The organism is Acidovorax sp. GW823-FHT01C06, assembly GCF_058798375.1.
On sequence record NZ_JBXAKN010000003.1, the window covers coordinates 482814 to 509634 of the forward strand.

Here is a 26821-nt window from a genome sequence, read left to right on the forward strand (position 1 = left end):
GCGTACCCCTTCCCACGGCCCTGGGCTGTGACTTTTTTCACACACGGGCCGCCCCCTTACACTCTGCGCCCCATGCCCCACACTCTGGCCGCGCCCGCGCGCAGCGAACTTGTCATCAAGAAAAGCCGGTTCATCGGCTGCGTGCAGCCCATGGCCGACCGCGCCAGCGCGCAGGCCGCGGTGGATGCGCTGTGGAAGCAGCACCCTGGTGCCGCGCACATCTGCTGGGCCCTGCTGGCGGGCGGCCAGTCGGCGGCGGTGGATGACGGCGAACCCGGGGGCACGGCCGGGCGGCCCATGCTCGACGTGCTGCGCCACCAGGACCTGGAGGGGGTGCTGGCCACGGTGGTGCGCTACTTTGGCGGCGTGAAGCTGGGAGCGGGCGGCCTCGTGCGCGCCTACACCGACACGGTGGCCCAGGCACTGCTCACCGCCCCCAAGGTCACGCTGCAGCGCATGACAACCCTGCAGTGCCTGGTGCCCTACGCCCTGGAAGGCCTGCTGCGCCGCGAAATCGACCTGGCCGGGGCCGAACTGTCAGAGGTGCGGCATGGCAGCCTGGTCACCGTGCAGCTGCGCCTGCCCGAAGCGCGGGCCGCGGCCTTCGTGCAGCGCATCAACGACTGCGGCCAGGGCCGCGTGGGCTGGACCGAGCCGGCGGCCTGAACGACGGCACCTTTCGGGGCGGCCGCGAGGGCAAGGGCTTCGCCGGCCACGCCGCGCTGCCCGGGCAGGGGGAACCAACAAAGGCCTTTGCGCCTACAAGCGCCGCGCGGCCGGGCCGCGACACTCAGGGTTTGCAGGGCTCCCAAGGAACCACCCATGAGCCAACCGCTCGACACCATCATCATTGGCGCAGGCACAGCCGGCCTGGCCGCCCTGCGCGAGGTGCGCAAACGCACGGACCGCTACCTGATCGTCAACGAAGGGCCCTGGGGCACCACCTGCGCGCGGGTAGGCTGCATGCCCTCCAAGGCACTGATCGAGGCGGCCAACGCCTTTCACCGCCGCCACGCATTCGAGGAATTCGGCCTGCGGGGCGCACAGGCCCTGACCGCCGACATACCGGCCGTGCTGCGGCGCGTGCGCGCCCTGCGCGATGATTTCGTGGCGGGCGTTCTGAAGGCCACCAGCGGGCTGGGCAGCGCCCAGGTATCCGGGCGCGCGTCGCTGGCCGGCCCGCACGCGGTGGACATCGACGGCACCCGCCATGCCACGCGCAGCATCATCATCGCCACCGGCTCGCGCCCGAGCGTGCCGGACGAATGGCTGGCGTTTGGCGACCGCATGCTCACCACCGACACCCTGTTCGAGCAGCCCAGCCTCGGCCCCCGCATCGCCGTGATTGGCATGGGGCCCATCGGCGTGGAGATCTCCCAGGCGCTGGCCCGGCTCGGGCTGCAGGTGGCCGCCTTCACCACCGGCGACACACTGGCGGGCCTGAGCGACCCGGCGCTCAACGCCGAACTGACAGCGCTGCTCAAGAAGGACATGGTGCTGCACGCCGGGGCCCCGGCCGAACTGCGGGAAGTGCCCGGCGGCATCGAAGTGCGCAGCGGCTCCCACCGCGTGGTGGTGGACCAGGTCGTCGCTGCCATGGGCCGCGTACCCAATATCGAGCACCTGGGCCTGGACACCCTGGATGTGCCGCTGGACAAGCATGGCATGCCCACGGTGGATGCACGGACCCAGCAGATCGGCAGCCTGCCCGTGTTCCTGGCCGGGGACGCGAACGCCCACGTGCCGCTGCTGCACGAGGCGGCCGACGAAGGCCATATCGCCGGGATGAATGCCCTGGCGGAGACACCTGCGCGCTTTCAGCGCCGCACCCCGCTGGCCATCGTGTTCTGCGATCCCAACGTCGCGATGGTGGGCCAGCGCCTTGCCGACATGGACCCTGTCCACACCATCACGGGCACGGCCAGCTTCGACGACCAGGGCCGGGCCCGGGCAGCCCAGCACAACCATGGGCGCATCTGCCTGCACGCCGACCGGGCCACCGGCCGTCTGCAGGGCGCCGAGATGTGCGCGCCCCAGGGCGAACACATGGCCCACCTGCTTGCATTGGCCATTCAGCAGAAACTGACGGTGCATGACCTGCTGGGCATGCCGTTCTACCACCCCACGCTGGAGGAAGGCTTGCGCACGGCGCTTCGGGACACAGCACGGCAGTTGCCCGGGGTTCGCGCGTCCGACCTGGCGGCGTGCGGAGCCATTGGGGCGGCGGCGCTGGAGTGAGTGCGGGCGCGCAGCAACACCACGAACCAGTCCTCCCCGGGGAAGATAGCCTGAGCACCACCGGACAGAAAAATAGGAAGCCGAGCCACCATGAGTATCGTCGTCTACTGGCAAGAACAGCCCGGGGTGCCTGGGATGGAGATTTTTGACTCCGGAAAACTCCAGGCCGCGCTGGCTCTGTGCGAGATCAAACGCAAGGAAGGAAAGCGCCATGTGTGCATCTCGAGCGAACTGGCGGAGAGCGTGGGGCATGCCGGTGTGAATACGGTGGCAGATCGGCGGCTGCCAGATGGCTCGCCCTACGATTGGACGAAGTCCCACCGTGGCGCGGGCCCCCAAAATCCTGGAGGCAAGACCGGCGGGCAGTGAAATCCCGCTACGAGGAAGCTTCTGCCCTGGCCACCCGGTGTGCAGCCGCGTCGCCGCACTGCCGCGCGCCAGCCCAAGCGACCCACTGGATGATTTTTCAACGTACCCAAGGGGCTGCCATGATCAATCCCATCCCCGCAAAACCCCAGACGCACGAGCCCGAAACTCCGGAGAGGCCGAATCCTGTGCCGAGCGAGTCCGAGCCGGAAAGCCGCCCCGTCCCCGCCTCCGTGCCAGAGAAGCCCGGCGAGGTGAAACCCGCGTATCCCGAGCCGGAGATTCCCGGCCAGTAGCGCGGGCTGGACGCCCGCGCGGGCGCCTCCATCGGCAGCACGCAACACAACGCCTGCGTGGCTTGGATCGGCCCGTGATTCCAGTACGCCCCGCCCGCCCAGGCGAGCACCCTGTATCCAGCGTTCCATACCCTCTTATTGCAATTGATAATTCATTTGCAATAATATGAACCCATGGAGCACCGCCACCATCCCTACTTTCATCGCAAGGCCTGGAAGCGCATGCACCCGATTCGTGCCTGCCGGATCTCCATGGGCGGCATGGTGACGCAAGGCCTGGTGGCGCAGCGCCACGGTATGGTTTTGCAGGGGCGCAGCGCCGACTGCGCGGCCGAAGCGGCGGGCGCATGAGGGGTGTCGCAAGCCTGCTGATGGCCGGCGCCTGGAAACGGGTCGTGGGTGCGCTGGCGCTGATCGCGCTGCTGTGGCTCGCCGTGGCCTGGGCCATCTCCTGATGACAGCCCTCCCCCAACACGCGGCGATCCGCCTGCGCAACCTGACCGTGGCTTACCGCGGCCACCCGGCCTTGCACCACCTGTCGGGTGACTTCGCACCGGGTTCGCTCACCGCCATCGTCGGGCCCAACGGCGCGGGCAAGACCACCTTGCTGGCGGCCATCATGGGCCGCGTCTCGCCGGTCGAAGGGGAGGTGCAGCGCGCCGCCGGCCGCATCGCCTGGCTGCCGCAGCAGGCCGACATCGACCGCAGCTTTCCGATCCGCGTGTTCGATCTGGTCGCGCTGGGCCACTGGTCGCGCGTCGGAAGTCTGCGCGGACTCGACGCGCCGCAGCGCGACGCCGTGCACCACGCGCTCGATGCGGTTGGCTTGGCCGGCTTCGAACGCCGCGGGATCGCCGAGCTGTCCGCGGGCCAATTCCAGCGCGTGCTGTTCGCGCGCGTGCTGCTGCAGGATGCGCCAGTGATCCTGCTCGATGAGCCCTTCAACGCCATCGATGCGCGCACCACCGCCGACCTGCTCGCCGTGGTGGCCCGCTGGCACGCCGAGTCGCGCACCGTCATCGCGGTGCTGCACGATCTGGAACAGGTGCGCCGGCATTTCGACCGCACGCTGTTGATGGCGCGGCGCTGCGTGGCCTGGGGACCGACCGCGCAGGTGCTGCACGCCGAGCACCTGTTCCGCGCCCGGCAGATGGCCGAGGCCTGGGACGACGGTGCCGCACTGTGCGAGGAAGCCGCATGACGCTGGCATCGCTGCTCCTCCAGCCTTTCGCCGAATACGGCTTCATGCGCCGCGCGCTGGTCGCGACGCTGGCCCTGAGCCTCGGCAGCGCGCCGATGGGCACGCTGCTGGTGCTGCGACGCATGAGCCTGGTGGGCGATGCCATGGGCCACGCGCTGCTGCCGGGGGCCGCGCTGGGGTTTCTGATCGCCGGCTTCTCGCTGCCGGCCATGAGCCTGGGCGGTTTCTTCGCGGCGCTCGCGGTCGCGCTCGCAGCCGGCTTCGTGACGCGGACCACGTCGCAGCGCGAGGACGCGAGTTTCGCGGCCTTCTACCTCATCGCGCTCGCGCTGGGCGTGCTGATGGTCTCGACGCACGGCAGCAGCGTTGACCTGATGCACCTGCTGTTCGGCACCATCCTGGCCGTGGACGATGCGGCGCTGCTGCTCATCGCCAGCGTCGCCAGCGTGACGCTGGCCGTCCTGGCCGTGATCTATCGGCCGCTGGTGGTGGAGTGCCTGGACCCCGGATTTCTTCGCAATGTCGGCGGCCGCGGCACGCTGGTGCACGCCGTCTTCCTGGTGCTGACCGTGGCGAACCTCGTGGCGGGCTTCCAGGCCCTGGGCACCCTGATGGCCGTCGGCCTGATGATGCTGCCCGCCACGGCGGCGCGCTTCTGGGCGGCGGAAGTCTGGAGCCTGGCGCTGGTGGCTGCCGTCATCGCGGCGCTCTCGGGCTTCATCGGCCTGCTGCTGTCGTACCACGCACAGTGGCCGTCGGGCCCGGCCATCGTGCTGGTCGCGGGCATCGCCTATCTGCTCTCCGTCGCCGCGGGCCCCCGCGACGGCCTTCTCTGGCGCCACCGGCGCCGTCCACACCGCAAGGCCTGACATGACCCTCTCCCGTCGATCTTCCGTCGCGGCGCTGCTGCTGGCACTGGCTGCCTCTCCCGCGTTGGCGCAATCCGAACGGCCGCTGCGGGTCGTTGCCAGCTTTTCCATCCTGGCAGACATCGTTCGCGAGGTGGGCGGCGATGCCGTCGACGTCGTCGCCCTGGTGGGCCCCGATGCCGATGCGCACGTGTTCCAGCCCAGCCCGGCGGACGCCCGCCACCTGGCCCGCGCCGACCTGGTCGTGGTCAACGGCCTGGGGTTCGAAGGCTGGATCGACCGCCTGGTGCGGGCCTCGGGCTATCGCGGCAAGGTGGTCACCGCGAGCCAGGGCGTGAAGCTGCGCAAGGATGGGCACGGCCATGGGGGCCAGCCGGGCCACGGCAGCGACCCGCACGCCTGGCAGGACCTCGCGAACGCCGAACGCTACGCCGCGAACGTGCGCGACGCGCTCAGCAGCGCGCGGCCTGCGCAAGCAGGCGTCTTCATCCAGCGCACGGCGCGCTACACCGAGCAGATCCGGGCGCTCGACCGCGAGGTGCGTGCGCAGCTCGCGGCCGTGCCGCGCTCCAAGCGCCGGGTGATCACCTCGCACGATGCCTTCGGCTACTTCGGTGCGGCCTATGGCGTCGACTTCCTGTCGCCGCAGGGCGTGAGCACCGACGGCGAGGCTTCGGCCGCCGATGTGGCGAAGCTGATCGACCAGATCCGCCGGCAGGACGTGCGCGCGGTGTTCGTCGAAAACATCACCGATCCGCGCCTGGTGGAGCGCATCGCCAAGGAAGGCGGCGCGGTGCTGGGCGGCAGGCTGTACTCCGACGCGCTCTCGGCGCCAGGCACCGAGGCCGACACCTATCTCAAGCTCTTCGCGCACAACGCCAAGGCGCTGGCTTCCGGCATGGCGGGGACGCGGTGACCGACGGATTGGCAGCCCACCCCGCGGCCTCGGGGCGCGCACCAGACTCTGTCTGCTCCGGCGTTGCCCATGGGCGTACCGCGAACGCGCGGTGCATGAGTTCTTCATCCCGTTGACGGTGACCGGCTGCGCGGCAATGCGGCGGCTTGCCCTTCCAGCACTGCCCCTGGCAGCTCAGTCCTCGTCCAGCGCCTGAAACCGGTCCGCCAGGAAATCCACCAGCGCCCGCACCGCCGGCAGCAGCCCGCGCCGCGAGGCGAACACCGCGTGGATGATCTCGCGGCGCGGCGCCCAGCCGGGGATTACGTGGACCAGCTGGCCGTGCTCGATCTGCTCGCGCACCATCATGGAGGGCAGCTGCACCACGCCCACGCCTGCGATGGCGGCGGCCCGCAGCGCCAGCATCCCGCGTGTGATCAGGCGCGGCCGGTGGCGAATGGCCGCCCGGGCATCCTCGGGGCCGACAAGGTTCCACACATGCTCGTGCTGCGGCAGGCCCAGGTCCATGCTCGGCAGGCCCGCCAGGTCGGCGGGTGTTTTTGGTATGCGATTGGACAGCAGGCGCGGACATGCCACCAGGCATTGCCCGCGCTCCGCAAGCACGCGCATCACCAGGTCGCTGTCCTCGATCGGCGGCGGACGCACGCGGATGGCCACGTCGATCCCCTCGCCCACCACGTCCACGCGCCGATTGGTTTCCTCCAGATGGATCTCCACGCGCGGATGCGCCACCATGAAAGCCGCCACCATGTCGGCGATGCGCGCATCAAGCAGCGCCACCGGGCAGGTCATGCGCACGATGCCCCGTGGTTCGGCATGCGCCAGCGCAATGGCTTCGTCGGCGGCCTCGGCCTCCACCAGCATCGCCTTGCAATGGCCATAGTAGGTCTGGCCGGTCTCGGTGACGGCAAAACGCCGGGTGGACCGCTGGATCAGGCGCGTCCCCAGGCGCTCTTCCAGCAGCGCGATGCGCCGGCTCAGCTTGGACTTGGGCATGCCCAGCGCGCGACCGGCCGGCGCGAAGCCGCCGTGGTCCACCACCTGCACGTAGTAGTAAAGATCGTTCAGGTCTTTCATCAGGGACAGGCCTTATTGTTCCTTAAATAGAACTCTGATGGCAAATATTGCCAACTACCAGGATCATCGTTCAAACCATATTCTCTATCCATCGGCCAAGACCTTTGTCTGGCGACGCAAGGAGATGCAAATGAAGAAAGTTCTCGGTGTCTACAGCGCTCCCCGTCCACACTGGGTGGGCGATGGTTTCCCTGTCCGCTCGCTGTTTGGCTATGACGGCCTGGGCCAGCACCTGAGCCCGTTCCTGCTGCTCGATCACGCGGCGCCGACGCCCTTCGGGCCGGCCGTGCGCCCTCGCGGCGTCGGCCAGCATCCGCACCGAGGCTTCGAGACCGTGACCATCGTCTACCAGGGTGAACTGGAGCACAAGGACTCCACCGGTGCGGGCGGCCTGATCGGCCCTGGTGACGTGCAGTGGATGACCGCCGGCGGCGGCATCCTGCACGAGGAATTCCACTCGCGCGCCTTCACCGAACGCGGGGGCACCATCGAGATGGTGCAGCTCTGGGTCAACCTGCCCGCGAAGGACAAGATGGCCGCGCCGGGCTACCAGACCCTGGTGGATGCGCAGATTCCAACCGTGGACCTGCCCGACGGCGCGGGCCGGGTGCGGGTGATTGCCGGCGAGTTCGACGGGCATCGCGGCCCGGCGCGCACCTTCACGGCGATGGACGTGTGGGACATCCGTATCGGCCAGGGCAGCGTGGGCCGCTTCGACGCGAAGGACGGCCATACGCTGGCGCTGGTCGTGCTGCACGGCACGGTGCTGGTCAACGGCAGTGCGGTCGCACGCGAAGGCCAGTTGGTGCACCTCGAGCGCGCCGGCAGCGGCGTGGAGATCGAGGCCCACAGCGATGCGACCGTGCTGTGGCTGTCGGGCGAACCGATCGACGAGCCTGTGGTGGGCTACGGCCCCTTCGTGATGAACAGCGAGGCCGAGATCCGCCAGGCCATGGCCGACTTCAGCAGCGGCCGCTTCGGCCTGATGACGGCCTGAGCACACGAGGCTTTCCAGAAGGAAGGCCTCCCCTCTTTTCCCTTCGGCGCGGTGTTGGCTTTCCGGACTTGCTGGCCGGAGGGGCACGGCTGCGTCCCATCCGCCCGTCCCGGGCAATTTGCAAACTCCAGGAGATGACCATGAACACCCCCAACACCATCGCCAACTTCAGCGGCGCACGACCGATCATCGACCCTGACAACGCGGCGATGCTCCTGATCGACCACCAGAGCGGCCTGTTCCAGACCATCAAGGACATGCCCTTCACCGAGGTACGCAGCAACGCGACGACGCTGGCCAAGGTGGCGACGCTGGCCAAGATGCCGGTCATCACCACGGCCTCGGTGCCACAGGGTCCGAACGGCCCGCTGATCCCCGAGATCCACAAACACGCACCGCACGCGCAGTATGTGGCGCGCAAGGGCGAGATCAACGCCTGGGACAACCCCGAGTTCGTCGCCGCCGTGAAGGCCACGGGGCGCAGGCAGCTCATCATCGCCGGCACCATCACCAGCGTGTGCATGGCCTTTCCGAGCATCGCGGCGGTGCATGAGGGCTACCAGGTGTTCGCCGTCATCGATGCCTCGGGCACCTACTCGAAGATGGCCCAGGAGATCACGCTGGCGCGCATCGTGCAGGCCGGGGTGGTGCCGATGGACACGGCCGCCGTGTGTTCTGAAGTGCAAAAGACCTGGAACCGCGAGGATGCGCTGCAATGGGCCGAGGCCTACAGCGCTGTGTTCCCGCCCTACCAGCTGCTGATTGAAAGCCATGCCATGGCGCAGGAAGTGGCAAAGAGCCACGAGCCACTGGATTCGCAGCGTTCCTGAATCAGGGGCGGAACACGCCGTGGGGGTGAACGCTCCACTTCAGCAGCAGGTGTAGCAACGGTTGCCCCCGCCAGAGCCATGCATTGCACGTCCGCAGGCATCGCCCTGAATGGATCTCACCCTCGCCCGACAAACGGCATCCTGGTGGCCATCACCGTGTGAAACAGCACGTTCGCCTCCAGAGGCAGGCTGGCCATGTACAGCACCGACTGCGCCACGATGTCGGCATCCATCAAGGGTTCGATGGCGATTTCCCCATTGGCCTGCGGCACCCCCTTGGCCATGCGCGACGCCAAGTCCGTCATGGCATTGCCAATGTCGATCTGGCCTACCGCGACGTTGTATGCGCGCCCGTCAAGTGCCGCAGTTTTCGTCAGACCCATCACGGCATGTTTTGTCGCGGTGTAGGCGGCCGAGTTGGGCCGGGGCGCGTGTGCAGAAATCGAGCCATTGTTGATGATGCGCCCGCCCTGCGGGGTCTGATCGCGCATGGTCCGAAAGGCCTGCTGCAGGCAATAAAACATGCCGTTCAGGTTCACATCCACCACGTCGCGCCACTGCTGCGGTGTCCAGTCCAAGAAGGAGCCGGGTGGATTGCCTCGTCCCGCATTGTTGAACAGCAAGTCCACGCGCCCGAAGCGGGCGACGGCCTGTGCAAAGAGGCTTTCCACGGCGGCGGGGTCGCACACATCGGTGGGCACGCACAGCATGCGCGCTCCCGCGCCAAAGCTTGCCTGGGCCTGCGCAGCCACTTCTTCCAGGAGTGCGGCGCGGCGCCCTGCCAGCACGACGCAATAGCCGTTGCCCGCCAGGGCGAGTGCAACAGCCTTGCCAATACCGGAACCGGCGCCCGTGACCACGGCAACTTTTTCAGCGTTCATTCTTGGTGTCCATTCAATTTCGGGAAGACTGGCGGGCAAGCGCGCCATGCAGAAAGTCTAGCGGCACCGCGCCGAGGATGTCGGGTCGAAACGGGATCTCCTTGCGCAGGCTTGGCTGGCGACTCTTCTCACGCAGTTGCGGCACCGCCCTCGGGATTCTTTTGCCGTGCGTGCTCCCGCAGGGTTGCCTTCAACGCCTTCTTCGCCACGTCAACGTGGGCGACAGGGGCACCTTCCACAAGTTCAACAGATCGTCGTCGAGGGTCCGCTCTGGTTGCACAACGTTTGGGTGGGATGCCGAGGGACGCCGCAGGTCTCATCACGCGCCAAGGTGTTCGGCACTGCTGCTGCTCGTCAAAGAGCTGGGAGACGGAAGCGCCCCCTCACGGGGCAGGCGCAGGGGCCGTGGAGCCGTCGGGAAGGCCTTCGCGCCAGACCTTCACGCTGGGGAACTCGCGGGTGCAGCCAGTGCACACCAACCTCTCCGCGTAGCGCATTGCTCCGGCAGCATCCCGCGCGACGACGCGCCGGTAGCTGGTTGCGCCGCAAAAGCTGCAGCGGTTGGTGGAGGTTTGCTTTTGGGGCTGCATGGAGAGGAATTTGTACATCGACTTCAGGGACGCACCGGCCAGCCCGTTGGCCGGGTGCCGGTACAGCTTCTGCGAAAAAAAGGGGGCATGCAGTGTGCCGATGATAGATGCGGACGGCCTGGCCGGTGCGCCGCGCAGGCAGTTGGCGGGAGGGTCATTGGGCATTCCCCGGCAGCACCGGGCGGAAAACCTCCCGATCGGCAGCCAGAGAGAGCAACGCAAGCCCAGGCTTTCAACCTCTGCCCGGGGCGCCTGCGGATGATGGGTTTTGATCGTTCGCGTCCAGACGGCGCAGAGCGCCTTCAATCCAGTGCGAGCGCAGCCAGCGCCTTGCGCGGGCCCATCTTGCGCACTTCGTCAATCCGGGCCAGTTGCGCCGCACGCGGGGTGATGCCGCGCGTCTCCCATTTGTAGACCGACAGCGAAGAGACGCCCAGCAAGATGGCCAGCTGCGCCTGCGTGATGCCCAGCGCCGTGCGCATCTGGCGGAGCACATCGGGCTGGAATTCGCCGTGCGGCTTCGCGGATGCACGCTCTGCCGCCGCAGCCTCCGGCTCGGCCGCTTTGGGGTTTTGCCGCCGGGTAGCCTTGTGCTTAGACACCAGCGCTTTGACCTCGCGCTTGAGCGCTGCGATCTCGGCCACCCCAGACGATGGACGTCTTGTGCGGGCTGAAGAAGGAAGTCATCTTTCCCGTCCTCCCGATCACTGCTTGCTCAAAGCTGGGAGCATGGTCGAACACCCAGGACCGTGCACCGCGTCGGCGCGTCAGCCAAGCAGTCGTGGGCGCAGTTGGGCCCAGGTGGTGGCTGAGGCTTGTCCGTCACCGGCAGCCGCAAGCGCTTCCAGTCGCTTTGCCACCCGGCCGTCCTCTGCCCAGCCCAAGGTGCGGAACACGGTGGCCAGACTGTGAGACAGGCGCTGCAGCGCCACGAAGTCGCTCGACTGCAAGGCGGAATCACCCGCAACCAGGTCATCTGCAAACTGCACAAGGCACTTGGCGCGATATGTGCGAAACAGCGCGGCGTCGCCACCAAAATAAGCATGTATGGCGTCGCTTTCCACGCTGCTGGAGGCGGCATGCTCCGGCGGTACGCCTGAAAGGGGTGGCGGGGCACTGTCATGTCCCACAAAAGCATCCAGAACGCACGCCTGCAATTGGGCAACCGACGCCGGCTTGCGCAGGATGCGCCATATGCTGCGGCCTTCAAGCCGATGCTGGTTGTCCACGCTCATGCCAGCGCTGAAGATGACCACTTTGGCGCCCCCGCGAAGCGCAGGCTCGTGATGCAGCCGGTCCACCAGATCGAAGCCAGACAAACCGGGCAGCATCAGATCCGTGATGACCAGCCCCACCGGCCCCTTTTGCAGCTGGGCCAAGGCAGTTTTCACGTCACCGCACACGGTCAAATCCACCCCTTGGTCTTCCAACGCCATGTCGATGAAGCGTGCAATCGAGGCGTCGTCTTCCACCAGCAACACGCGCCGAACCGACACAACAGACGCGTTGGTCATAGAACCCTCGCTGTGCTCAGGAAGCTGCCCTGACTTCCGCACTCTGGGCAAGAAGCAGAGGCAGCTCGGCCACTAGCCGTGGCTTGTGGATGAGGTTCACCCCCTGCAGCGCAAACGCATAGGGGGCACGCTGGGATTCATCCAGCGAGGTCACGACGATGAGGCGGCTCCTGGCGAACTGGGGGTGCGAACGCAGCGTGGTGATGAGGGTCGCTCCATCGATTCCGGGCAGCAGAATGTCCACGATCAGGATATCGGGCTGAATCTGCCCATACATCGCCAGCCCCGTAATGCCGTCATTGGCAATGTGCAGCTGCCATGCTGGAAAGTGCCGCTCCACCAACAAAGACACCAGGTTCTGGAAGTGGATGGAGTCCTCGATCAGCAGCACCTTCATATCGCCAGGCGCCTGCACTCGCCCATCTGCAAGCTCCGGGATCGGTATGACTGGGTGCCTGAAAGGTTCATGTGCTGCGGCAGCTGAAAACTGCGCATCAGCCGCAGGCGCAGATCCGCCAGAGCGCGAGCGCAACCACTGCTCCACAGAGCGGCGCGAAATACGCCGGTGCCCTCCCGGCGTCTTCCATGCCTGGAGTTCGTTGCGATCCACCATCAGTTGCACGGAACGCACGGCCATTCCGAGCATCCGCGCAGCCTCGAAGGTGGTGAGCTGGTCAGCGGGGGGAGAAACGTCTAGAGATTTTTCATTTTTCATCGCTACACCATTTTACTTGCAAATAATTTTTATTAAACGGCATTGTAAATGATTTAAATGATCTATATGATTCAACAACAGGGCAATTCTGGCATATTTCATCAATAGACCAACAACTTCAACGGGCACCTCATGAAAAAAGTACTTATCGTCGAAGACCACGCCGACATCCGCAAGCTGCTGCGCATGACCATGGAATTTGAGAATTTTGAGATCTATGAAGCTGCCAACGGCGATATGGGGCTGGAAATGGCCCGCACCCACTCGCCCAACGTGGTACTGCTGGACGTCATGATGCCCGGCACCCTGTCGGGTCTGGAAGTCTGCCGCTGCATCAAAGGCAATCCCGCGCTCAAGCACACCAAAGTCATCATGCTCACGGCACGCGGCCAGGCTGAAGACCGGCGCGACGGGATGAAAGCGGGTGCAGACGCCTACCTCGTCAAGCCTTTCAGCACCTTGCAGGTGCTGGAGATGGTTTACCGACTGGAGGCAACTGTATGACGCACGCCCTGGAGCGCGCGCAAGTACTGCCAGCAGGCGCGATGAGGTGTTTTGATGAAGCAGCAGCCGCGCAGATGGAGCGCTTCATCGAAGACTTCGGACACATGTACCGCGAGCGCAACGAGGCACTGCGCGAAGTCACCCGAGCTCACCATGAGGCCTTGCTGCACCTGTGCACAGCCGCCGAGTTTCGCGACGACGACACCTCGGTGCACATCATCCGGATTGGTTTCCTGGCCGAAGCGCTGGCGCTGCTGCTGGGATCGGCGCCGAGCTTTGCCAGCATGCTGCGGCGTGCTGCGCCCATGCACGACATCGGCAAGATCGGCACGCCGGACCATGTGCTCAAGAAAGCCGGACCGCTCACCGACGACGAACGCGAAGTCATGAAACGCCATGCAGCCACGGGGGCCCAGATTCTGGGTAGTTCCCGCGTGCCTGTCTTGCGCCTAGCAGCAGAGGCAGCCCTCACCCACCACGAGCGCTACGACGGCACGGGTTATCCCCGCGGGCTGACAGGCCTGGATATTCCGCTGTCAGGCCGCATCACGGCAGTCGTGGATTTCTACGATGCATTGACGATGGACCGCGTCTATCGACCCGCATTCAGCCCGCAAAAGGCCTTGTCCATGCTCATCGAACAGCGCGGCACGGCGTTCGACCCCGTGATCGTGGACACTTTCGTCCAGCACTTCGATCATCTGGACACTCTGCGGAGCAAGATCACGGAGCAACGCCCCACCTTCGCCGATCTGATCGACGCCCCCTGACGCCCCCTGAATCGTCCTACCACCAGGATAGCGCCATGCCTTTCATCCTTCGAATCGCCTTCACAAGCGCACTTGCCAGCCTGATGTTCTGCGGACCCGCTCTGGCCGGCCCGGCGCAGGAAAAGGTATCGGCCCGGCAGGCCGTGCGCGTCTGCATCTGGCCAGATTACTACGGCATCACCTTTCGAAACCCGCGCACCCAGCAACTGTCAGGGATCGACATCGATCTGTCGGCCGAGCTGGGCAAGGACCTCAAAGCGAAAATAGAGTACGTCGAGTCGTCCTTTGCCACCCTGGTCGAAGACCTGCTGGCGGACCGTTGTGATGTGGGCATGTTCGCCATCGGCATGCTGCCCCAGCGGATGGCCCACCTCAGATTCACCCAGCCCTACCTGAGCAGTGACATCTACGGCATCACAACCAAGAGCAATGCCGTCATCAAGCAATGGTCCGACATCGACCAGCCCGGCGTGCTGGTAGCAGTCCAGGCAGGCACCTTCATGGAACCTGTGATGGGCGAGCGCCTCACGCATGCCAAGCTGGTGAGGATATCTCCCCCCACCACGCGCGAACGGGAGCTCGAAGGTGGCCGGGTGGACGTGTTCATGACCGACTTCCCCTACAGCCGGCGCTTGCTCGACAATGCCGATTGGGCACGCTTGGTGTCACCGCCCAAGCCGGTGTTCGTGCTGCCCTATGCCTATGCCGTGAAACCTGGCGGCGATGCCTGGCTCAAGACCATGGATGACTTCGTGGCACGCATCAAGCGTGACGGCCGGCTCGATGCTGCGGCAGCCAGGCACGGGCTGACCGAGATCGTTGTGCATTGACATGGCACAGTCCTTCACTCGCAGTGCACCGTGGCGCCATGCTCAGGGCCTAGTGAAGCTCAGCCGCAAAGGGAGCAACACCGCGCTCCTCTGCGGCCTGCTGCTCGTGGCAGGCATCCTGGCGGCCACGGCCTGGATAACCCTGAACGACCGCACCAAGGCCATCACCTCGGACACTGAGAAGGCCGAGCTCCTGGCGCGCGTGCTCGAAGACCAGACGACCCGCACGGTGGAAAGCGGCCTCTTCATCCTCGCCACAATGAGCGATGCCAATGCATTGCACGCCCCCGGGGCCGATCTGCCGCGCACCGAGGCATTCCTGCGAGAGGCGCTGGCAGGTGTCCCCTTCTTGCGCACGATTCTGGTTTCCGATGCCACAGGGCTGGTCATCGCCAGCAGTTCGCCGCAGGAGTCGGGGGTGACCATTGATCTTCGCAAACTGGGGCCGAGCCCGCAGAAGGGCAAGACCACCTTTGGTCCCTGGATCGCGGGCCGGGGGGTGGGTAGCCTGCGCGCCGACGCACCGCGAGGCGCCACCCCGACGGGCCTGGGCTTCATTCCGCTCACGCGCAAATTCGTCACGCCCGATGGCCAGGACCTGTTGCTGATCGGGCTGATCAACCCCGACTCGCTGGCCAATCAGCAGCAGTTGGCCGTAGGCCAGGTCGGCTTCAACTCTGCGATCGCATCGTATGACGGAAAGATTCTCGCGACCTCTCAGGAGACTTCACTCCGCAGCGGACAGGCCAGCGACATCCCCGTACTTCGCGGGGATCTCCCCTCGCGCGAGCATGGCAGCTACGTGGGCCAGGGACTGGGTGGTGGCAACCAGATCGTCGCATTCCGCCTGTCCAGGACCCAGCCGTTTGTTGTTCTCGTTGAGGAGCCACTGGATGCCGCGATCACCCGATGGTGGACCGAATCACAGGACTACATCTGGCTCAGTTGCGCAGCGACCATGGTGGTGCTGCTGCTTACCCTCGTGGCATGGCGCAGCCTTCGCTCACGGGAGGCCGCCAGCCACGCCTCCCGACAGGCCCAGATCCGCATTGAACACAGTGAACGCGAGCTCGCGGTGCTAATGCGCAGCGTGCAGGAGGTCATCTTTCGCACCGACACCACGGGACGAATCACCTTCGTCAACGCACGCCTGGCATCGCTGATTGGTGGCAGCGAATCTGCCGCCATAGGCCGTCCGCTGCAGGAACTGGTGGAGCCCGGCAGCAGGCCTGCGGTGGAAGGTCTGTTTGCCAACGGCGAAGCGGGCGGTGTGCGCAACTGCCAGGCCATGATGCATATCGAAAATGGACGCCAACTATTGTTCGACGTGGCACTGGTGCCGCTGCTCGACGAGGGCGCAGTCATAGGCTTCGCGGGCAGTGCGGTGGACGTGACAGAGCGCTGGGTCGCACAGCAGAGCCTCCAGGCCGAGCTGGAATTTCGCGGCCTGATGCTGGAGATGAACCCCCTGCCGATCTCGATGACCGACATGCAGAGCCACCTGGTGCTGGTGAACCGCGCCTGGGAGGAATACAAGGGGCGCCAGCGCGCAGACGTGATAGGGCTACGCCTAGCGGACTTCCTGCCCTCAGAAGAGGCCGCCGTTCACCAGGCTGCAGATAGGCAGTTGCAGCACCAGGGCGGCCAGGTGATGTTCGAGACCCGCGTGCTCTACGGTGGGAAATCCTGGCGCGATACGCGCGTGACGAAAGCGGTGGTGATAGATCCCCGCGGACGGGCCACCGGTATTCTCTGCACGCTGATGGATATCAGCGACTTCCGCGAAGCCGAGCGGCTGACCCGCGAGGCGCACGAGGCCGCAGAGGAGGCGTCTCGTTCCAAATCCGAGTTCGTGGCCAACATGAGTCATGAGCTACGCACACCGCTGCAATCCATCATGGGGTTTTCGGAACTGGGCATGCTGCGTGGCAAGGCGGATGCCCGTACAGCCGGCATGTTCGAAGACATACACCGCTCCGGCGAACGCATGCTTTCGCTGGTCAACGACCTATTGGACGTAGCCAAGTTGGAGAGTACCGTGGGCACTTTCCACCTGGAGCGGGTGGATCTGCGTGGCGTCATCCTCCCCGTGCTGCGCGAGCTGGAGCCACTGCTGGTCCAGCGCAAGCAGCACCTGGAAGTAGCGCTTGGCGACCTGCCGCTCACGGCCAAGGTCGATCCGGTGCGTTTCCAGCAGGTGATCCGCAATGTAATTGCCAATGCCATCAAATTCTCTCCCGAGGCATCGTCCATCACCCTGTTGGGCAGGATCGACCGCAGGGGCCAGATCCGGCTGGCCGTGCGCGACCACGGCCCGGGCATCCCGCACGAAGAGCTCAGCGCCATCTTCGAGGCCTTCAAGCAGTCAAGCAAGACCAAGGACGGCTCGGGTGGTACGGGCCTGGGCCTGGCCATTTGCAAGAAGATCGTAGAGGCCTTGGGCGGGCAGATCTACGCAGAGAACGTGCGGCAAGGCGGCGCGGTGTTCCACATCATCCTGCCCGCACGCGGCGCCAGCGTAACCATGCCGGCCGAGCTGTAACAGCAAGCCACGCTCGCTCCTGAGTTGCAGCGAACAGCTTCGACAGGAAACCTGCGCCTGCAGGATTTCGAAGACCACCTGTCCACCCGCATATCACCGCCGCATCGGCGCTGGCACCTGCCTCACGAGCACCCACTTTTCGGGACATGAAAGAAGCGCCTCGCCGCCCGCGTCCCGAAGCCATGGCCGCCTCAACTCCAGCAATCCAGAGCATCGGAATTCACTCTTCAATTCGGCAAAAACGATGAACGAAGATCTCTCGCCACAAAAAAAGTGATACAAACACTTGTATTTATCATTTTCATCATTACAATCACTGAAAATTACTTTCACCCGATGGAGATGACAGGTATGAATTCAGATAGCACTCATTTTGCCCCTCACATGCGTTCGAGCACCGTGCTGACGGCCGGGGAGTACCTTGCATTTCGCCTAGGCCAAGAAACCTACGGTGTCAGCATTCTGGGGATCCAGGAAATCCGCTTCTATGAGCAACCGACACGCATTGCTGGATCGCCACCCTACGTGCGAGGCATTCTCGACCTGCGCGGGGTGAGCGTACCGGTACTCGACTTGCGCGTGTGCCTTGGACTAGAGGCCCACTTTGATGCCGCCACCGTCACCGTGGTGATCACCCCGGACGGACAGCAAACCGTGGGAATGGTTGTCGACTCAGTCTCGGACGTAGTTGCCTTGCAGGAAGACCAACTGCGCGCCATGCCCGCGCTGAGCGAGCACGAAGAAGCCCACTACATCCAGGGGCTGGCTTGCATCACGCAAGAGGGCCTGGAGCGCACCCTGCTGCTTCTGGACATTCCCCAATTGATGAACCACGTCCAAAGCGGTGTTACCGAAACCATTTAAGAGAATTTTCCATGAACAACTTTCACAACATGACAGTGCGCGCGAAGCTGACCCTGGCCTTCGGGGGGCTTGCCATCCTGGTGCTGCTGATCTCGGGCCTGTCCTGGAAGGCCCTGTCAGATGCCAATGGTGCCTTCGAGCACTATGTCACGGGCATCAATGCCCGCGGCGACATGGCCCAGAGCGTTCGCACCGCGGTTGACCGGCGCGCCCTGGCTGCGCGAAACCTGGTCCTGGTAACCAAGCCCGACCAGCTGGCCGAAGAAAAGGCTGAAGTGCTCAAAGCCCAGGAGGACGTGAAGGAGCGGCTGGGCAAGCTCAAGAGGATGATCGCCACGGCGGACGACGCCAGCGAGAAAGCGCGTGGCTTGGTGGCCGAAATGGACGCCATTGAGGCACGCTATGGCCCCGTTGCCCTCGCCATCGTGGATCTGGCGCTGCACAACAAGCGTGACGAGGCCATCGCCAAGATGAATGACGAATGTCGACCTTTGCTTGCCGCACTCATCAACAAGACGAGCGAATATGCAAGCGTGACGAACAAGCGTGCAGACGAAATGACGGAGGAGTCAGCCGCACGCTTTGCGGTGCAGCGCAATTTGCTGCTGGCAGCATGTGTGATGGCGTTCTTGGCCGCCGCCCTTGCTGGCGCACTCATCACCCGCAGCCTGACCCGCGCACTGGGAGCCGAACCGGCCGAACTCGGGGAGGCGGCACAGCGCGTGGCCAATGGCGATTTGAGTCCTGTGAACGGTGTCAGCAATGCCCACGGCGGCAGCGTGCTGGCTTCATTGGGGTCGATGCAGGCCAAGCTCGCAGAAATCGTGGGCCAGGTTCGCGGTGCGTCGGACTCGATTGCCACCGGTTCTACACAGATTGCCACCGGCAACATCGACCTGAGCCAACGCACCGAAGAACAGGCCAGCGCACTACAGCAGACGGCATCCACCATGGAAGAGCTTGGCACCACTGTGCGGCACAACGCCGACAACGCCAACCAGGCCAACCAGTTGGCCGTGGGTGCAAGCCAGGTGGCAGTGAAAGGCGGCCAAGTTGTTAACCAGGTCGTGGATACCATGAAGGGCATCAACGACAGCAGCAGAAAGATTGTCGACATCATCAGTGTGATCGACTCCATCGCCTTCCAAACCAACATCCTGGCGCTCAATGCCGCAGTGGAGGCAGCCCGCGCCGGTGAACAGGGGCGAGGTTTTGCTGTGGTAGCGAGCGAAGTGCGCAGTCTCGCCCAGCGCAGCGCGCAAGCCGCCAAGGAGATCAAGACCCTGATCACCGACAGCGTCTCACAGGTGGAGCAAGGCTCAGCGCTGGTGGACCAAGCAGGCCACACCATGCAGGAAATCGTGGACTCCATCCGTCGCGTAACCGACATCATGGGCGAGATCAGTGCCGCGAGCCGTGAGCAAAGCACCGGCGTGAGCTCTCTGGGCCAATCGGTGGCACAGATGGATCAGGTCACGCAGCAGAACGCAGCCCTCGTCGAGGAAAGCGCCGCCGCCGCGCAGAGCCTGCAGCTGCAGGCCGAGCAACTCGTGCAAGCCGTTGCCGTATTCCAGCTACCAGAGCTCGATGGGACGCACGCAGCGGCGCGACGCCTCATCCCCGCTGAGCGCCGCAAAGCCGACCGCAGCAGCAATCTCGGCGTGGCACGCATCTCGGGTACACGCCCAGTGAAGGCTGCAGCCGCCACCTCCGGTGCAAGCGAAGGCACTGGAGAATGGGCAAACTTCTGATCCGCAGCAGTTGCCGCGTTGAATCCGCCGGGACATCAATGCCACCACGGGCCTAGCTGACGATCCTTGTCCCACCAGCGATGAGCACTGTCAGCAGGCGGCGTGCGGCAAGCCAGACTGCGGGTCGCGCCTCTCCTGGAACATGGAACGGCGCGGTAAACGCGGCCGAGCTCCTTGCTCCCTGACAGGCAAGCAACGAGGCGGTCGAGACACCGCGAAGAATCCATTGGCCTCCGTATGAATCTTTCCGACCTTATTGTTTCTCAAGCGCCTGATGGCATCCTTTTTGTATCGAACAGCGGTGCAATCGCACTCGTGAATGAAGCCCTGTGCCACCTGTCTGGCTACCAGGCCTACGAACTGATTGGACAGCCCATCGAGCTATTCTTGCCAGCCGACCTTCGCAGACTGCATGTGGAAAGCAGAGTGGTCTACCTCCAGGATCCCAAGCGGCGGGCCATGGGAGCCGCAGGCGATCTGACCCTGCTGCGAAAAGACGGTCGCAACGTACCCGTAGACGTTGCGCTGAGTCGCGTTGATGACCAAGGTCAGACCGGTACGATCGCTTTTGTTCGTGACACCAGCGAGACCAAACAGTCCCAGCGGCAGATGCAGCACCAGGCAACGCACGACGCTCTGACTGGACTGGCCAATCGCTGGCTGCTCACTGAATGTCTCCATCAGTCTCTTTCAGCCGCTAGGCTCTCTGGCCGACAGGTGGGACTGCTGCTTCTGGATCTTGATGGCTTCAAGTCGGTCAACGACTCGTTCGGGCATGCCATCGGGGATCATTTGCTGGCGGAAATAGCCGCAGTTCTTAAGGCGAAAGTCCGGGCCAGCGACGTCGTTGCACGCATTGGCGGAGACGAGTTTGTCGTTCTGCTGCGGGACATCGAGAAACTTTCCGATGCAGTCCTAGTTGCAGACAAACTCGTAGCGGCGCTGTCGCGTCCTCGCACAGTCGATGGGTTCCCGGTCAAGACCGGCTGCAGCATGGGCATAGCGATGTACCCCGTAGACGCACAAGGGCCTGAAGAGCTACTGCGCTGCGCTGACCTCGCCATGTACCACGCAAAAGCACAGGGCCGCGGGCGCAGCATCGTGTTTTCACCGGGCATGTCTGATGTGGTCGCAGCAGCCAGACGTACCTGAACGGGCGATACAAAACGTCGCTTCAATGCGCACTCAGTGTAGCCAGAGAGCGGTCCAACCGGTGCCACCACCAACCTTAGGCAAGGTGCACGCAGTGCCGAGCCCATGTTCCGAAACTCATCATGCTAAAAAGAATCCACATTGGACACCTCGACCTGGGCATGTACGTGCACGATTTCTGTGGCTCCTGGATGGACCACCCCTTCTGGCGGGCCAAGTTCGTCCTTAAGGAGTCCAAGGATCTGGCGCGCATCAAGGCAGCCTCGATCGAGGAGGTCTGGATCGACACATCCAAAGGGTTTGACGTGGCCGCCGGTGTGCGATCTGTCTCGCGCGAGGAGGCCGACTTCCAGGTGGAGACCGATTTCGGCATGCTCGACAAGCTGCCGCCTCTGCAGGTGGACCCACCTTCCCCGCCCTCGCCTCCCCCTGCACCCCGGCGCGCGCGTGGCCGGGCCGCCGCCAGCATGCACAGCGAGTTGCAAGCGGCGGCCTCGATCTGCGGCGAGGCCAGGCAGGCCATGGTCTCGATGTTCAGCGAGGCGCGCATGGGCAAGGCGGTCAACGCGGAGAACGCCCGCAGCTTGGTCGAAGAAATTTCGGACTCGGTCACCCGCAACCCAAGCGCCCTGATCAGCCTGGCTCGCCTGAAGACGGCCGACGACTACACCTACATGCATTCGGTAGCGGTGTGCGCGCTGATGGTGGCACTGGCCAAGCAGATTAACCTGAACGAGGAGCACACGCGCGTGGCCGGGATGGCGGGGCTTCTGCATGACCTGGGCAAGGCGGTTATTCCTCTGGCCGTGCTCAACAAGCCAGGCAAGCTCACCAATGAAGAGTTCACCGTGATCCAGAGCCATCCCGAGCAGGGTTACCTCCTGCTCAAGGAGGGAGGCAGCGTGGAAGACGCCGTTCTGGACGCATGCCGTCACCACCACGAGAAGGTGGATGGATCGGGCTACCCTGACAAACTCAAGGGAGAAGAGATCAGCTTGATCGCGCGCATGACAGCTATCTGCGACGTCTACGACGCCATCACCTCCGATCGCCCCTACAAACGCGGATGGGACCCCGCGGAGTCGCTGCGCCGCATGGCCGAGTGGACCAAAGGCCATTTCGATCCCCGCCTGTTCCAGGCGTTTGTGAAGAGCATCGGTATCTACCCGGTGGGCTCGCTCGTGCGGCTGAGCTCCGGTCGCCTTGGCGTGGTGGTCGAGCAGGGGCAGAAATCACTGACCTCGCCCAAGGTGAAGGTCTTTTTCTCTACCAAGTCGGACATGCGCATTCCGCCCGCCGTCATCGATCTGGCCGACCCCAATTGCACGGAGAAGATCGTGGCCCGGGAGGACCCGGACCAATGGAAGTTTTCAGACCTGAACGAGCTGTGGTCAGGCCTCCCATTGCCGGTCCGCTGAACGCAAGATGCAGCAGCCCCGGGCGAAGGCGGTAGCCCGCCACGCCGGCTGTCCACCACCCATATGATCGGTATCCACGTGAATTTCTTCGGAGTTCCTGTGATAAGCCGGTATGGAGTCACCGACCTGCGCGAAGTAGGCATGCAAGGTATCGTCCACCTGGGGTCGATTGAGAGCACGTCCAAACTACAAGGCTCGCCCTTGTCCAGGCTCCGTCGTTGGTTGGCAGCTGGAGCCCATGCGCCGCGCTCGCTCGCTGCGGGCGCGGCGCTTTTCTTTGCTACATCCGATGCCGGGGACTTCGGCCCTGCGGGCCTATGCGCTGCGCTTGCCTCCAGGGGATCGGCCATGCGGTCCCATCCCCGCCGCGCTGCGCTTGGCGCCCCTTCAAGACCGCCGAAAAAGGCTGCGCCTCATCGGCCTACGCGCCTGGCGGCGCTGCGCGCTTCGCTTGCGTGGTGCCGGCGCCGACATCGACCCTTGCCGCACTCGCCGTCATTCTCGAGTCCATCACCTTGTCCGCGACTGTAGCCCCCGGCCATGTGCCGTCAAGACGCGCCGGGCCGTGTCCTCGACTGGCGCCTGCGGGCCGCACCAACCCGGCGCTTGTTTCCTTGACGGCCCCTGTCCACGGGCTCCTGACGTCTCGGGCGATGAACTCAGGAAAGACGGTGACAACGGTCGACCTGGTTCTTTGCGCCGACCCCACCGGAAGCCCGGGGAGAGCTCTGAATCTAGAAATCCGGCGCGGGTTCTTCAACAGCCAACCTCATTGGAGAAAGACATGCAACTCGCATCCCGTTTCGCATCGTATTCGCCGGTGCTGCGCTTGGAACAGCCCTTGTCGGATGACCAGATCAGGACGGTGGACCCATCCATCTTCACGGCGGCCCCACACGACAGCAGTTCGCACCGCTACAGCGACATCCCTACGGCGACAGTGCTGCACAAGCTGCGCGGCGAAGCGTCCAGCCTTTCATGGCGTGCCAGACCCGCGTGCGGCAGGAAGGGCGGCGCGACTTCACCAAGCACATGCTGCGGCTGCGACACGCCAGCCAGATCAACGGCTGCGAGGCCAACGAAATCATCCTGCTGAACTCGCATGACGGCACCGGCAGCCACCTGGGGCCGATCCCTCCGGGCTCGCCGCTGCGGCTGCACGGCTGGGCAGAACGCCTGAGCGACCGCAGCGTGATTTTTCGCGTGCGGGCTCACGACGCGCACGAAGTTGTCTGCGAATCCGGCACAAGTTCACCCGGGCCTATCGACCCCAGACCAATGGCAAGGCAGAGCGATTCATTCAATCGGCGCTGCGCGCGTGGGCCTATGGCGGGAGCTACCAGAACTCAGCTGAGCGAACTGTGGCCTTGGCAAGCTGGCAGCATCACTACAACTGGCACCGGCCGCACGGTGGCATTGGTGGCTTGGTGCCCATGGCCAGACTCGATCCAACGGGAAACAACCTGTTAACTCTTCACAGCCAGCTGCTGGGTAGCGTTCATGCATCCAGCTTGAACACAGCCACAGAATCCACTAAAGCCTGGGCCTGCTGGCTCAGGCTGCTGGCGGCCGCGGCCATTTCCTCCACCAGGGCCGCGTTCTGCTGCGTCACCTGGTCCATCTGCGTGATCGCCTCGCCCACCTGCGACACGCCCTGGCTCTGCTCGCTGCTGGCCGCGCTGATCTCGCCCATGATGTCCGTCACGCGGCGGATGGAGGACACCACCTCGGTCATGGTGACGCCGGCCTTGTCCACGAGCACCGAGCCCTGCTCCACGCGCTCCACGCTGGCGGTGATCAGGGCCTTGATCTCCTTGGCAGCCTCGGCGCTGCGCCCGGCCAGGCTGCGCACCTCGCCCGCCACCACGGCGAAGCCACGCCCCTGCTCACCCGCGCGCGCCGCCTCCACCGCCGCGTTGAGCGCCAGGATGTTGGTCTGGAAGGCAATGCCGTCGATCACGCTGATGATGTCGGCGATCTTCTTGCTGCTGTCGTTGATGCCCTTCATGGTCTCGACCACCTCCGACACCACATCGCCGCCCTGCCCCGCCACGGTGGATGCGCTCATCGCCAGCTGGTTGGCCTGACGCGCGTTGTCCGCGTTCTGCTTGACGGTGGAGCTGAGCTCCTCCATCGACGCCGCCGTCTCCTGCAGCGCGCTGGCCTGCTGTTCGGTGCGGCTGGACAGGTCGTTGTTGCCCGACGCAATCTCGGCACTGGCAGACGCCACACCCTGCGCATTCCCGCGTACCCCCGATACCACATGGGCCAGGTTGTCGCGCATGGTGGTCAGGCCACCGAGCAACTGGGCTATTTCGTCCTTGCCCCTCGCGTGGATCGCCACTGCCAGGTCACCATGAGCCACTGCGTCAGTGATCTGCACTGCATCACGCAAGGCGTGCGAAATCTGCCGAATCATCGAGCCGCCGACCAGCAGCGCCAGCAGTAACCCAAGCACTACTGCACTCGTGGTCACCACCCAGATGGTCTGGTAGCTTGCAGCAGCACTGTCGTATTCTTTCTTGGCCTCGTCGAGTTGCACTTGTATGAGCCCGCTCAGCACATCCTGCAAAGGATCCATCGCGGGATACATATCCTTGGCAGCAAAAGCTGTGACGCCAGGAATGTCGCTAGCTCGGAACAGCCCTTGCAGCACCTCTGTCGCTTTGTCTGCATTCGCCTGTAAGGGCCTGAACTGATCCACGAGCTTGACCTCTTCGGGTGCCAGCTGTGTAGCCAGATAGGCACTCCAGTTTGTATTGATCGCTTTGCGAGCCTCACTCACTGATTGCAGGCCCTGGGCAGGTGTCATGCCCCCATCCCGCACCTTGTGGGCGGCATCCACCACGTTGACGGCATACATGTCCGCCACGATCTTGAGCTGCTTGAGAGGGACCACCCGGTCGTCGTAAACCGACTTGAGTCCGGTATTCGAGTGGCTCATACCCATAAGGCCGCTGCCTCCAACCAGCAAGACCAGACAACACAACACTGCCAGAAGACCGGCTAAGCGGGTAGAAATTTTCAGATTGCTCATTTGGCATCTCCCCAGTCGGAGCATGCCGTGATGCCGATGAAATGCTGCTCAGCCCTATCTCGTGACAGGAAAAAGGACGAAATTGACGGTGATTTCATGGACGTGGGTTGATGTCATGTGGATAGATGGCTAATTGTAATGATAAAAATGATTTTTTTGTTTAATTTTTCGAAAACACCATTTCGGTCACTTTTGGCGAAGTACAGTCGAAAGCGCGGAATTGACTTTCAGAGGTCAGTGACGGTCTACGGCGGGTCGAGATAAGTAGATTGGTGCGCTCAAAACCGCTCGTTCCATGGCAGGCGCTGCCCACCAGTGACAGCAAAGCACCGTGTCGGCTGAACTGAATCGCCCCCGGGGTTTGAACTGATCCCCCAGAAGTTGGATGGTCGCGATTCCGCCGATCAGGCGGTGCTTCTCAAGCGGTATTCCACCGGACTGAGCCCCTGCAGCCGGAGCTTGATGCGCTCGTGGTTGTAGTAGTGGACGCAATCATGCACGCCCGCTTCGAGCGTATGAATGCTATCGGGCCGTTCGAGATGCAAGTACTCGGCGTTCAGGGTGCCGAAGAGTCTTTCAATCGCCGCGTTGTCGAAGCAGTTGCCCTTGCGGCTCATGCTTTGCTCGACTCCGTGTCGCACGAGCATCGCTCGGTAGGGCTGCATCTTGTAGTGCCACCCTTGGTCAGAATGCACGATCAGGCCGGCGACGCAATTGGTCCGCGAGAGCGCGGCCTCAAGCTTGCTGGAAACCATCTCGAAGACTGGCCGCCTTTCTCGAAAATAAACCTAACGCGACCCGGCAAAGACCGATCCAAAGCAAGCCATGATGCGGCCCTCCTACGCAATCGCGCTCAACGCCGGCACGACCACGTTCTTCGGTATCAGCTTCTGCACGTAGGTCTGTCCATCGCCCCAGGCATCGACCAAATGCGCCCACTCTTGCAGCATGTGGCGCCGCTGCTCGGCGCATTCGGTCTTGTTGTAGATCGAACGCGAGGAACGCCCCTCCTCGTGCGCCAAGCATTTCTCGATCCAGTCGAGTTTGAAGCCGATCTCGTTCAGTAGCGTTGAGCAGATGCGGCGCAGGTCGTGGACGGTGAACGACTGCAGCGGTAGACCTTTGACCTTGGCGCCCTCCACGATGAGCTGCGTGATCCGATTCAAGGTCGCATTGGACATGCACCGATCCGGATCGTAGCGAGAAGGAAAGCCGAACCTTGAACCTGCGCGCAGGCGTGCAGCGTGACGAAGATGTCGAGCGCCTGTCGCGTAGACGTAGACCTGCTTCAAGATGTCCCGGATCTGCACCGCGGTGGCCCGCGCCCCTCGCTCCTTGAGCTTGTTGCACAAGATCCGCAAGTCTTCGGCCTGGATTTCGGTCAGCATGAATCGCCCCGGATTCCCTAGACACTTTTGAGCCGTTGGAAATGGCGTCTTTCGAACTCTACCGGTGAAGTATCT

General features: G+C 64.0%; 26 protein-coding genes and 2 pseudogenes. 19 read left to right on the forward strand and 9 right to left on the reverse strand.

Annotation, left to right across the window (positions count from 1 at the left end):
- Positions 1–72 precede the first annotated feature (72 nt).
- The 7 genes from AC1RCS_RS10365 to AC1RCS_RS10395 all read left to right on the forward strand — a co-directional run bounded on the left by AC1RCS_RS10365 (position 73) and on the right by AC1RCS_RS10395 (position 5886).
- A complete protein-coding gene (locus AC1RCS_RS10365) occupies positions 73–666 on the forward strand; it encodes an IMPACT family protein (protein ID WP_492244973.1) in 594 nt (197 codons plus the stop codon).
- A 156-nt stretch (positions 667–822) separates the two neighbouring features.
- On the forward strand, positions 823–2238 hold the full coding sequence (locus AC1RCS_RS10370; protein ID WP_492244974.1) for a dihydrolipoyl dehydrogenase: 1416 nt from the start codon (positions 823–825) through the stop codon (positions 2236–2238).
- A 90-nt stretch (positions 2239–2328) separates the two neighbouring features.
- Positions 2329–2607, forward strand: a complete 279-nt coding sequence (locus tag AC1RCS_RS10375; RefSeq protein ID WP_218297565.1) for a hypothetical protein — start codon at positions 2329–2331, stop codon at positions 2605–2607.
- 467 nt (positions 2608–3074) lie between these two features.
- Complete coding sequence (locus AC1RCS_RS10380) at positions 3075–3251, forward strand: hypothetical protein (protein WP_492244975.1); 177 nt, start codon at positions 3075–3077, stop codon at positions 3249–3251.
- Between the two features lie 103 nt (positions 3252–3354).
- Complete coding sequence (gene aztA / locus AC1RCS_RS10385; protein ID WP_492244976.1) at positions 3355–4101, forward strand: zinc ABC transporter ATP-binding protein AztA; 747 nt, start codon at positions 3355–3357, stop codon at positions 4099–4101.
- On the forward strand, positions 4098–4970 hold the full coding sequence (locus AC1RCS_RS10390) for a metal ABC transporter permease (RefSeq protein ID WP_492244977.1): 873 nt from the start codon (positions 4098–4100) through the stop codon (positions 4968–4970). Before aztA ends, AC1RCS_RS10390 begins: the two co-directional genes overlap by 4 nt.
- Before the next feature lies 1 nt (position 4971).
- Positions 4972–5886, forward strand: coding sequence for a metal ABC transporter substrate-binding protein (locus tag AC1RCS_RS10395; protein ID WP_492244978.1), 915 nt, complete (start codon positions 4972–4974; stop codon positions 5884–5886).
- A 174-nt stretch (positions 5887–6060) separates the two neighbouring features.
- On the opposite strand, the gene AC1RCS_RS10400 is transcribed toward AC1RCS_RS10395, so the two are convergent.
- Entirely contained in the window at positions 6061–6963 is a 903-nt protein-coding gene (locus AC1RCS_RS10400; protein ID WP_492244979.1) for a LysR family transcriptional regulator, read from the reverse strand.
- A gap of 130 nt (positions 6964–7093) precedes the next feature.
- Between AC1RCS_RS10400 and AC1RCS_RS10405 the strand changes: the two genes are divergently transcribed.
- Both AC1RCS_RS10405 and AC1RCS_RS10410 read left to right on the forward strand, forming a co-directional pair.
- Positions 7094–7960, forward strand: coding sequence for a pirin family protein (locus AC1RCS_RS10405; protein ID WP_492244980.1), 867 nt, complete (start codon positions 7094–7096; stop codon positions 7958–7960).
- 140 nt (positions 7961–8100) lie between these two features.
- Positions 8101–8790, forward strand: a complete 690-nt coding sequence (locus tag AC1RCS_RS10410; RefSeq protein WP_492244981.1) for a hydrolase — start codon at positions 8101–8103, stop codon at positions 8788–8790.
- Between the two features lie 116 nt (positions 8791–8906).
- Here AC1RCS_RS10410 and AC1RCS_RS10415 read toward each other — a convergent pair whose 3' ends face one another.
- The 5 genes from AC1RCS_RS10415 to AC1RCS_RS10435 all read right to left on the reverse strand — a co-directional run bounded on the left by AC1RCS_RS10415 (position 8907) and on the right by AC1RCS_RS10435 (position 12490).
- The gene (locus tag AC1RCS_RS10415) at positions 8907–9671 is read right to left on the reverse strand and encodes an SDR family oxidoreductase (protein WP_369643894.1); all 765 of its coding nucleotides are present in this window, start codon (positions 9669–9671) and stop codon (positions 8907–8909) included.
- 383 nt (positions 9672–10054) lie between these two features.
- Positions 10055–10426, reverse strand: a complete 372-nt coding sequence (locus AC1RCS_RS10420) for a hypothetical protein (protein WP_492244982.1) — start codon at positions 10424–10426, stop codon at positions 10055–10057.
- A 137-nt stretch (positions 10427–10563) separates the two neighbouring features.
- A complete protein-coding gene (locus tag AC1RCS_RS10425; RefSeq protein ID WP_492244983.1) occupies positions 10564–10905 on the reverse strand; it encodes a helix-turn-helix domain-containing protein in 342 nt (113 codons plus the stop codon).
- Positions 10906–11028: 123 nt separating this feature from the next.
- A complete protein-coding gene (locus tag AC1RCS_RS10430; RefSeq protein WP_492244984.1) occupies positions 11029–11775 on the reverse strand; it encodes a response regulator in 747 nt (248 codons plus the stop codon).
- A gap of 16 nt (positions 11776–11791) precedes the next feature.
- Positions 11792–12490: a helix-turn-helix domain-containing protein gene (locus tag AC1RCS_RS10435; protein WP_492244985.1), complete on the reverse strand. Its 699-nt coding sequence runs from the start codon at positions 12488–12490 to the stop codon at positions 11792–11794.
- Between the two features lie 132 nt (positions 12491–12622).
- Between AC1RCS_RS10435 and AC1RCS_RS10440 the strand changes: the two genes are divergently transcribed.
- The 10 genes and pseudogenes from AC1RCS_RS10440 to AC1RCS_RS10485 form a co-directional block, all read left to right on the forward strand.
- Positions 12623–12994 (forward strand): response regulator transcription factor, encoded by a 372-nt coding sequence (locus tag AC1RCS_RS10440; protein WP_492244986.1) that lies wholly within the window; start codon positions 12623–12625, stop codon positions 12992–12994.
- A complete protein-coding gene (locus AC1RCS_RS10445) occupies positions 12991–13764 on the forward strand; it encodes an HD-GYP domain-containing protein (RefSeq protein ID WP_492244987.1) in 774 nt (257 codons plus the stop codon). The genes AC1RCS_RS10440 and AC1RCS_RS10445 overlap by 4 nt, the downstream gene beginning before the upstream one ends.
- Before the next feature lie 35 nt (positions 13765–13799).
- On the forward strand, positions 13800–14594 hold the full coding sequence (locus AC1RCS_RS10450) for an ABC transporter substrate-binding protein (RefSeq protein WP_492244988.1): 795 nt from the start codon (positions 13800–13802) through the stop codon (positions 14592–14594).
- A 1-nt stretch (position 14595) separates the two neighbouring features.
- Positions 14596–17136, forward strand: a complete 2541-nt coding sequence (locus tag AC1RCS_RS10455) for a sensor histidine kinase (protein ID WP_492244989.1) — start codon at positions 14596–14598, stop codon at positions 17134–17136.
- A gap of 384 nt (positions 17137–17520) precedes the next feature.
- On the forward strand, positions 17521–18000 hold the full coding sequence (locus AC1RCS_RS10460; protein ID WP_492255564.1) for a chemotaxis protein CheW: 480 nt from the start codon (positions 17521–17523) through the stop codon (positions 17998–18000).
- A gap of 11 nt (positions 18001–18011) precedes the next feature.
- Complete coding sequence (locus AC1RCS_RS10465; RefSeq protein ID WP_492244991.1) at positions 18012–19751, forward strand: methyl-accepting chemotaxis protein; 1740 nt, start codon at positions 18012–18014, stop codon at positions 19749–19751.
- 237 nt (positions 19752–19988) lie between these two features.
- The gene (locus tag AC1RCS_RS10470) at positions 19989–20903 is read left to right on the forward strand and encodes a diguanylate cyclase domain-containing protein (protein ID WP_492244992.1); all 915 of its coding nucleotides are present in this window, start codon (positions 19989–19991) and stop codon (positions 20901–20903) included.
- 122 nt (positions 20904–21025) lie between these two features.
- The gene (locus AC1RCS_RS10475) at positions 21026–22321 is read left to right on the forward strand and encodes a cyclic di-GMP phosphodiesterase (protein WP_492244993.1); all 1296 of its coding nucleotides are present in this window, start codon (positions 21026–21028) and stop codon (positions 22319–22321) included.
- Positions 22322–23105: 784 nt separating this feature from the next.
- Positions 23106–23443 (forward strand): annotated as a pseudogene (locus tag AC1RCS_RS10480) (DUF932 domain-containing protein); the annotation flags it as partial.
- Between the two features lie 98 nt (positions 23444–23541).
- A pseudogene (locus tag AC1RCS_RS10485) lies at positions 23542–23802 on the forward strand (integrase core domain-containing protein); the annotation flags it as partial.
- A 17-nt stretch (positions 23803–23819) separates the two neighbouring features.
- Here the strand turns inward: AC1RCS_RS10485 and AC1RCS_RS10490 are convergent.
- The 3 genes from AC1RCS_RS10490 to AC1RCS_RS10500 all read right to left on the reverse strand — a co-directional run bounded on the left by AC1RCS_RS10490 (position 23820) and on the right by AC1RCS_RS10500 (position 26746).
- On the reverse strand, positions 23820–25358 hold the full coding sequence (locus tag AC1RCS_RS10490; protein ID WP_492244994.1) for a methyl-accepting chemotaxis protein: 1539 nt from the start codon (positions 25356–25358) through the stop codon (positions 23820–23822).
- Positions 25359–25762: 404 nt separating this feature from the next.
- Positions 25763–26113, reverse strand: coding sequence for an IS3 family transposase (locus tag AC1RCS_RS10495; protein WP_492244995.1), 351 nt, complete (start codon positions 26111–26113; stop codon positions 25763–25765).
- 84 nt (positions 26114–26197) lie between these two features.
- Positions 26198–26746 carry a tyrosine-type recombinase/integrase gene (locus AC1RCS_RS10500; protein WP_492244996.1) on the reverse strand — a complete coding sequence of 183 codons (549 nt, stop codon included), beginning with the start codon at positions 26744–26746 and terminating at the stop codon, positions 26198–26200.
- Between the last annotated feature and the right edge of the window lie 75 nt (positions 26747–26821).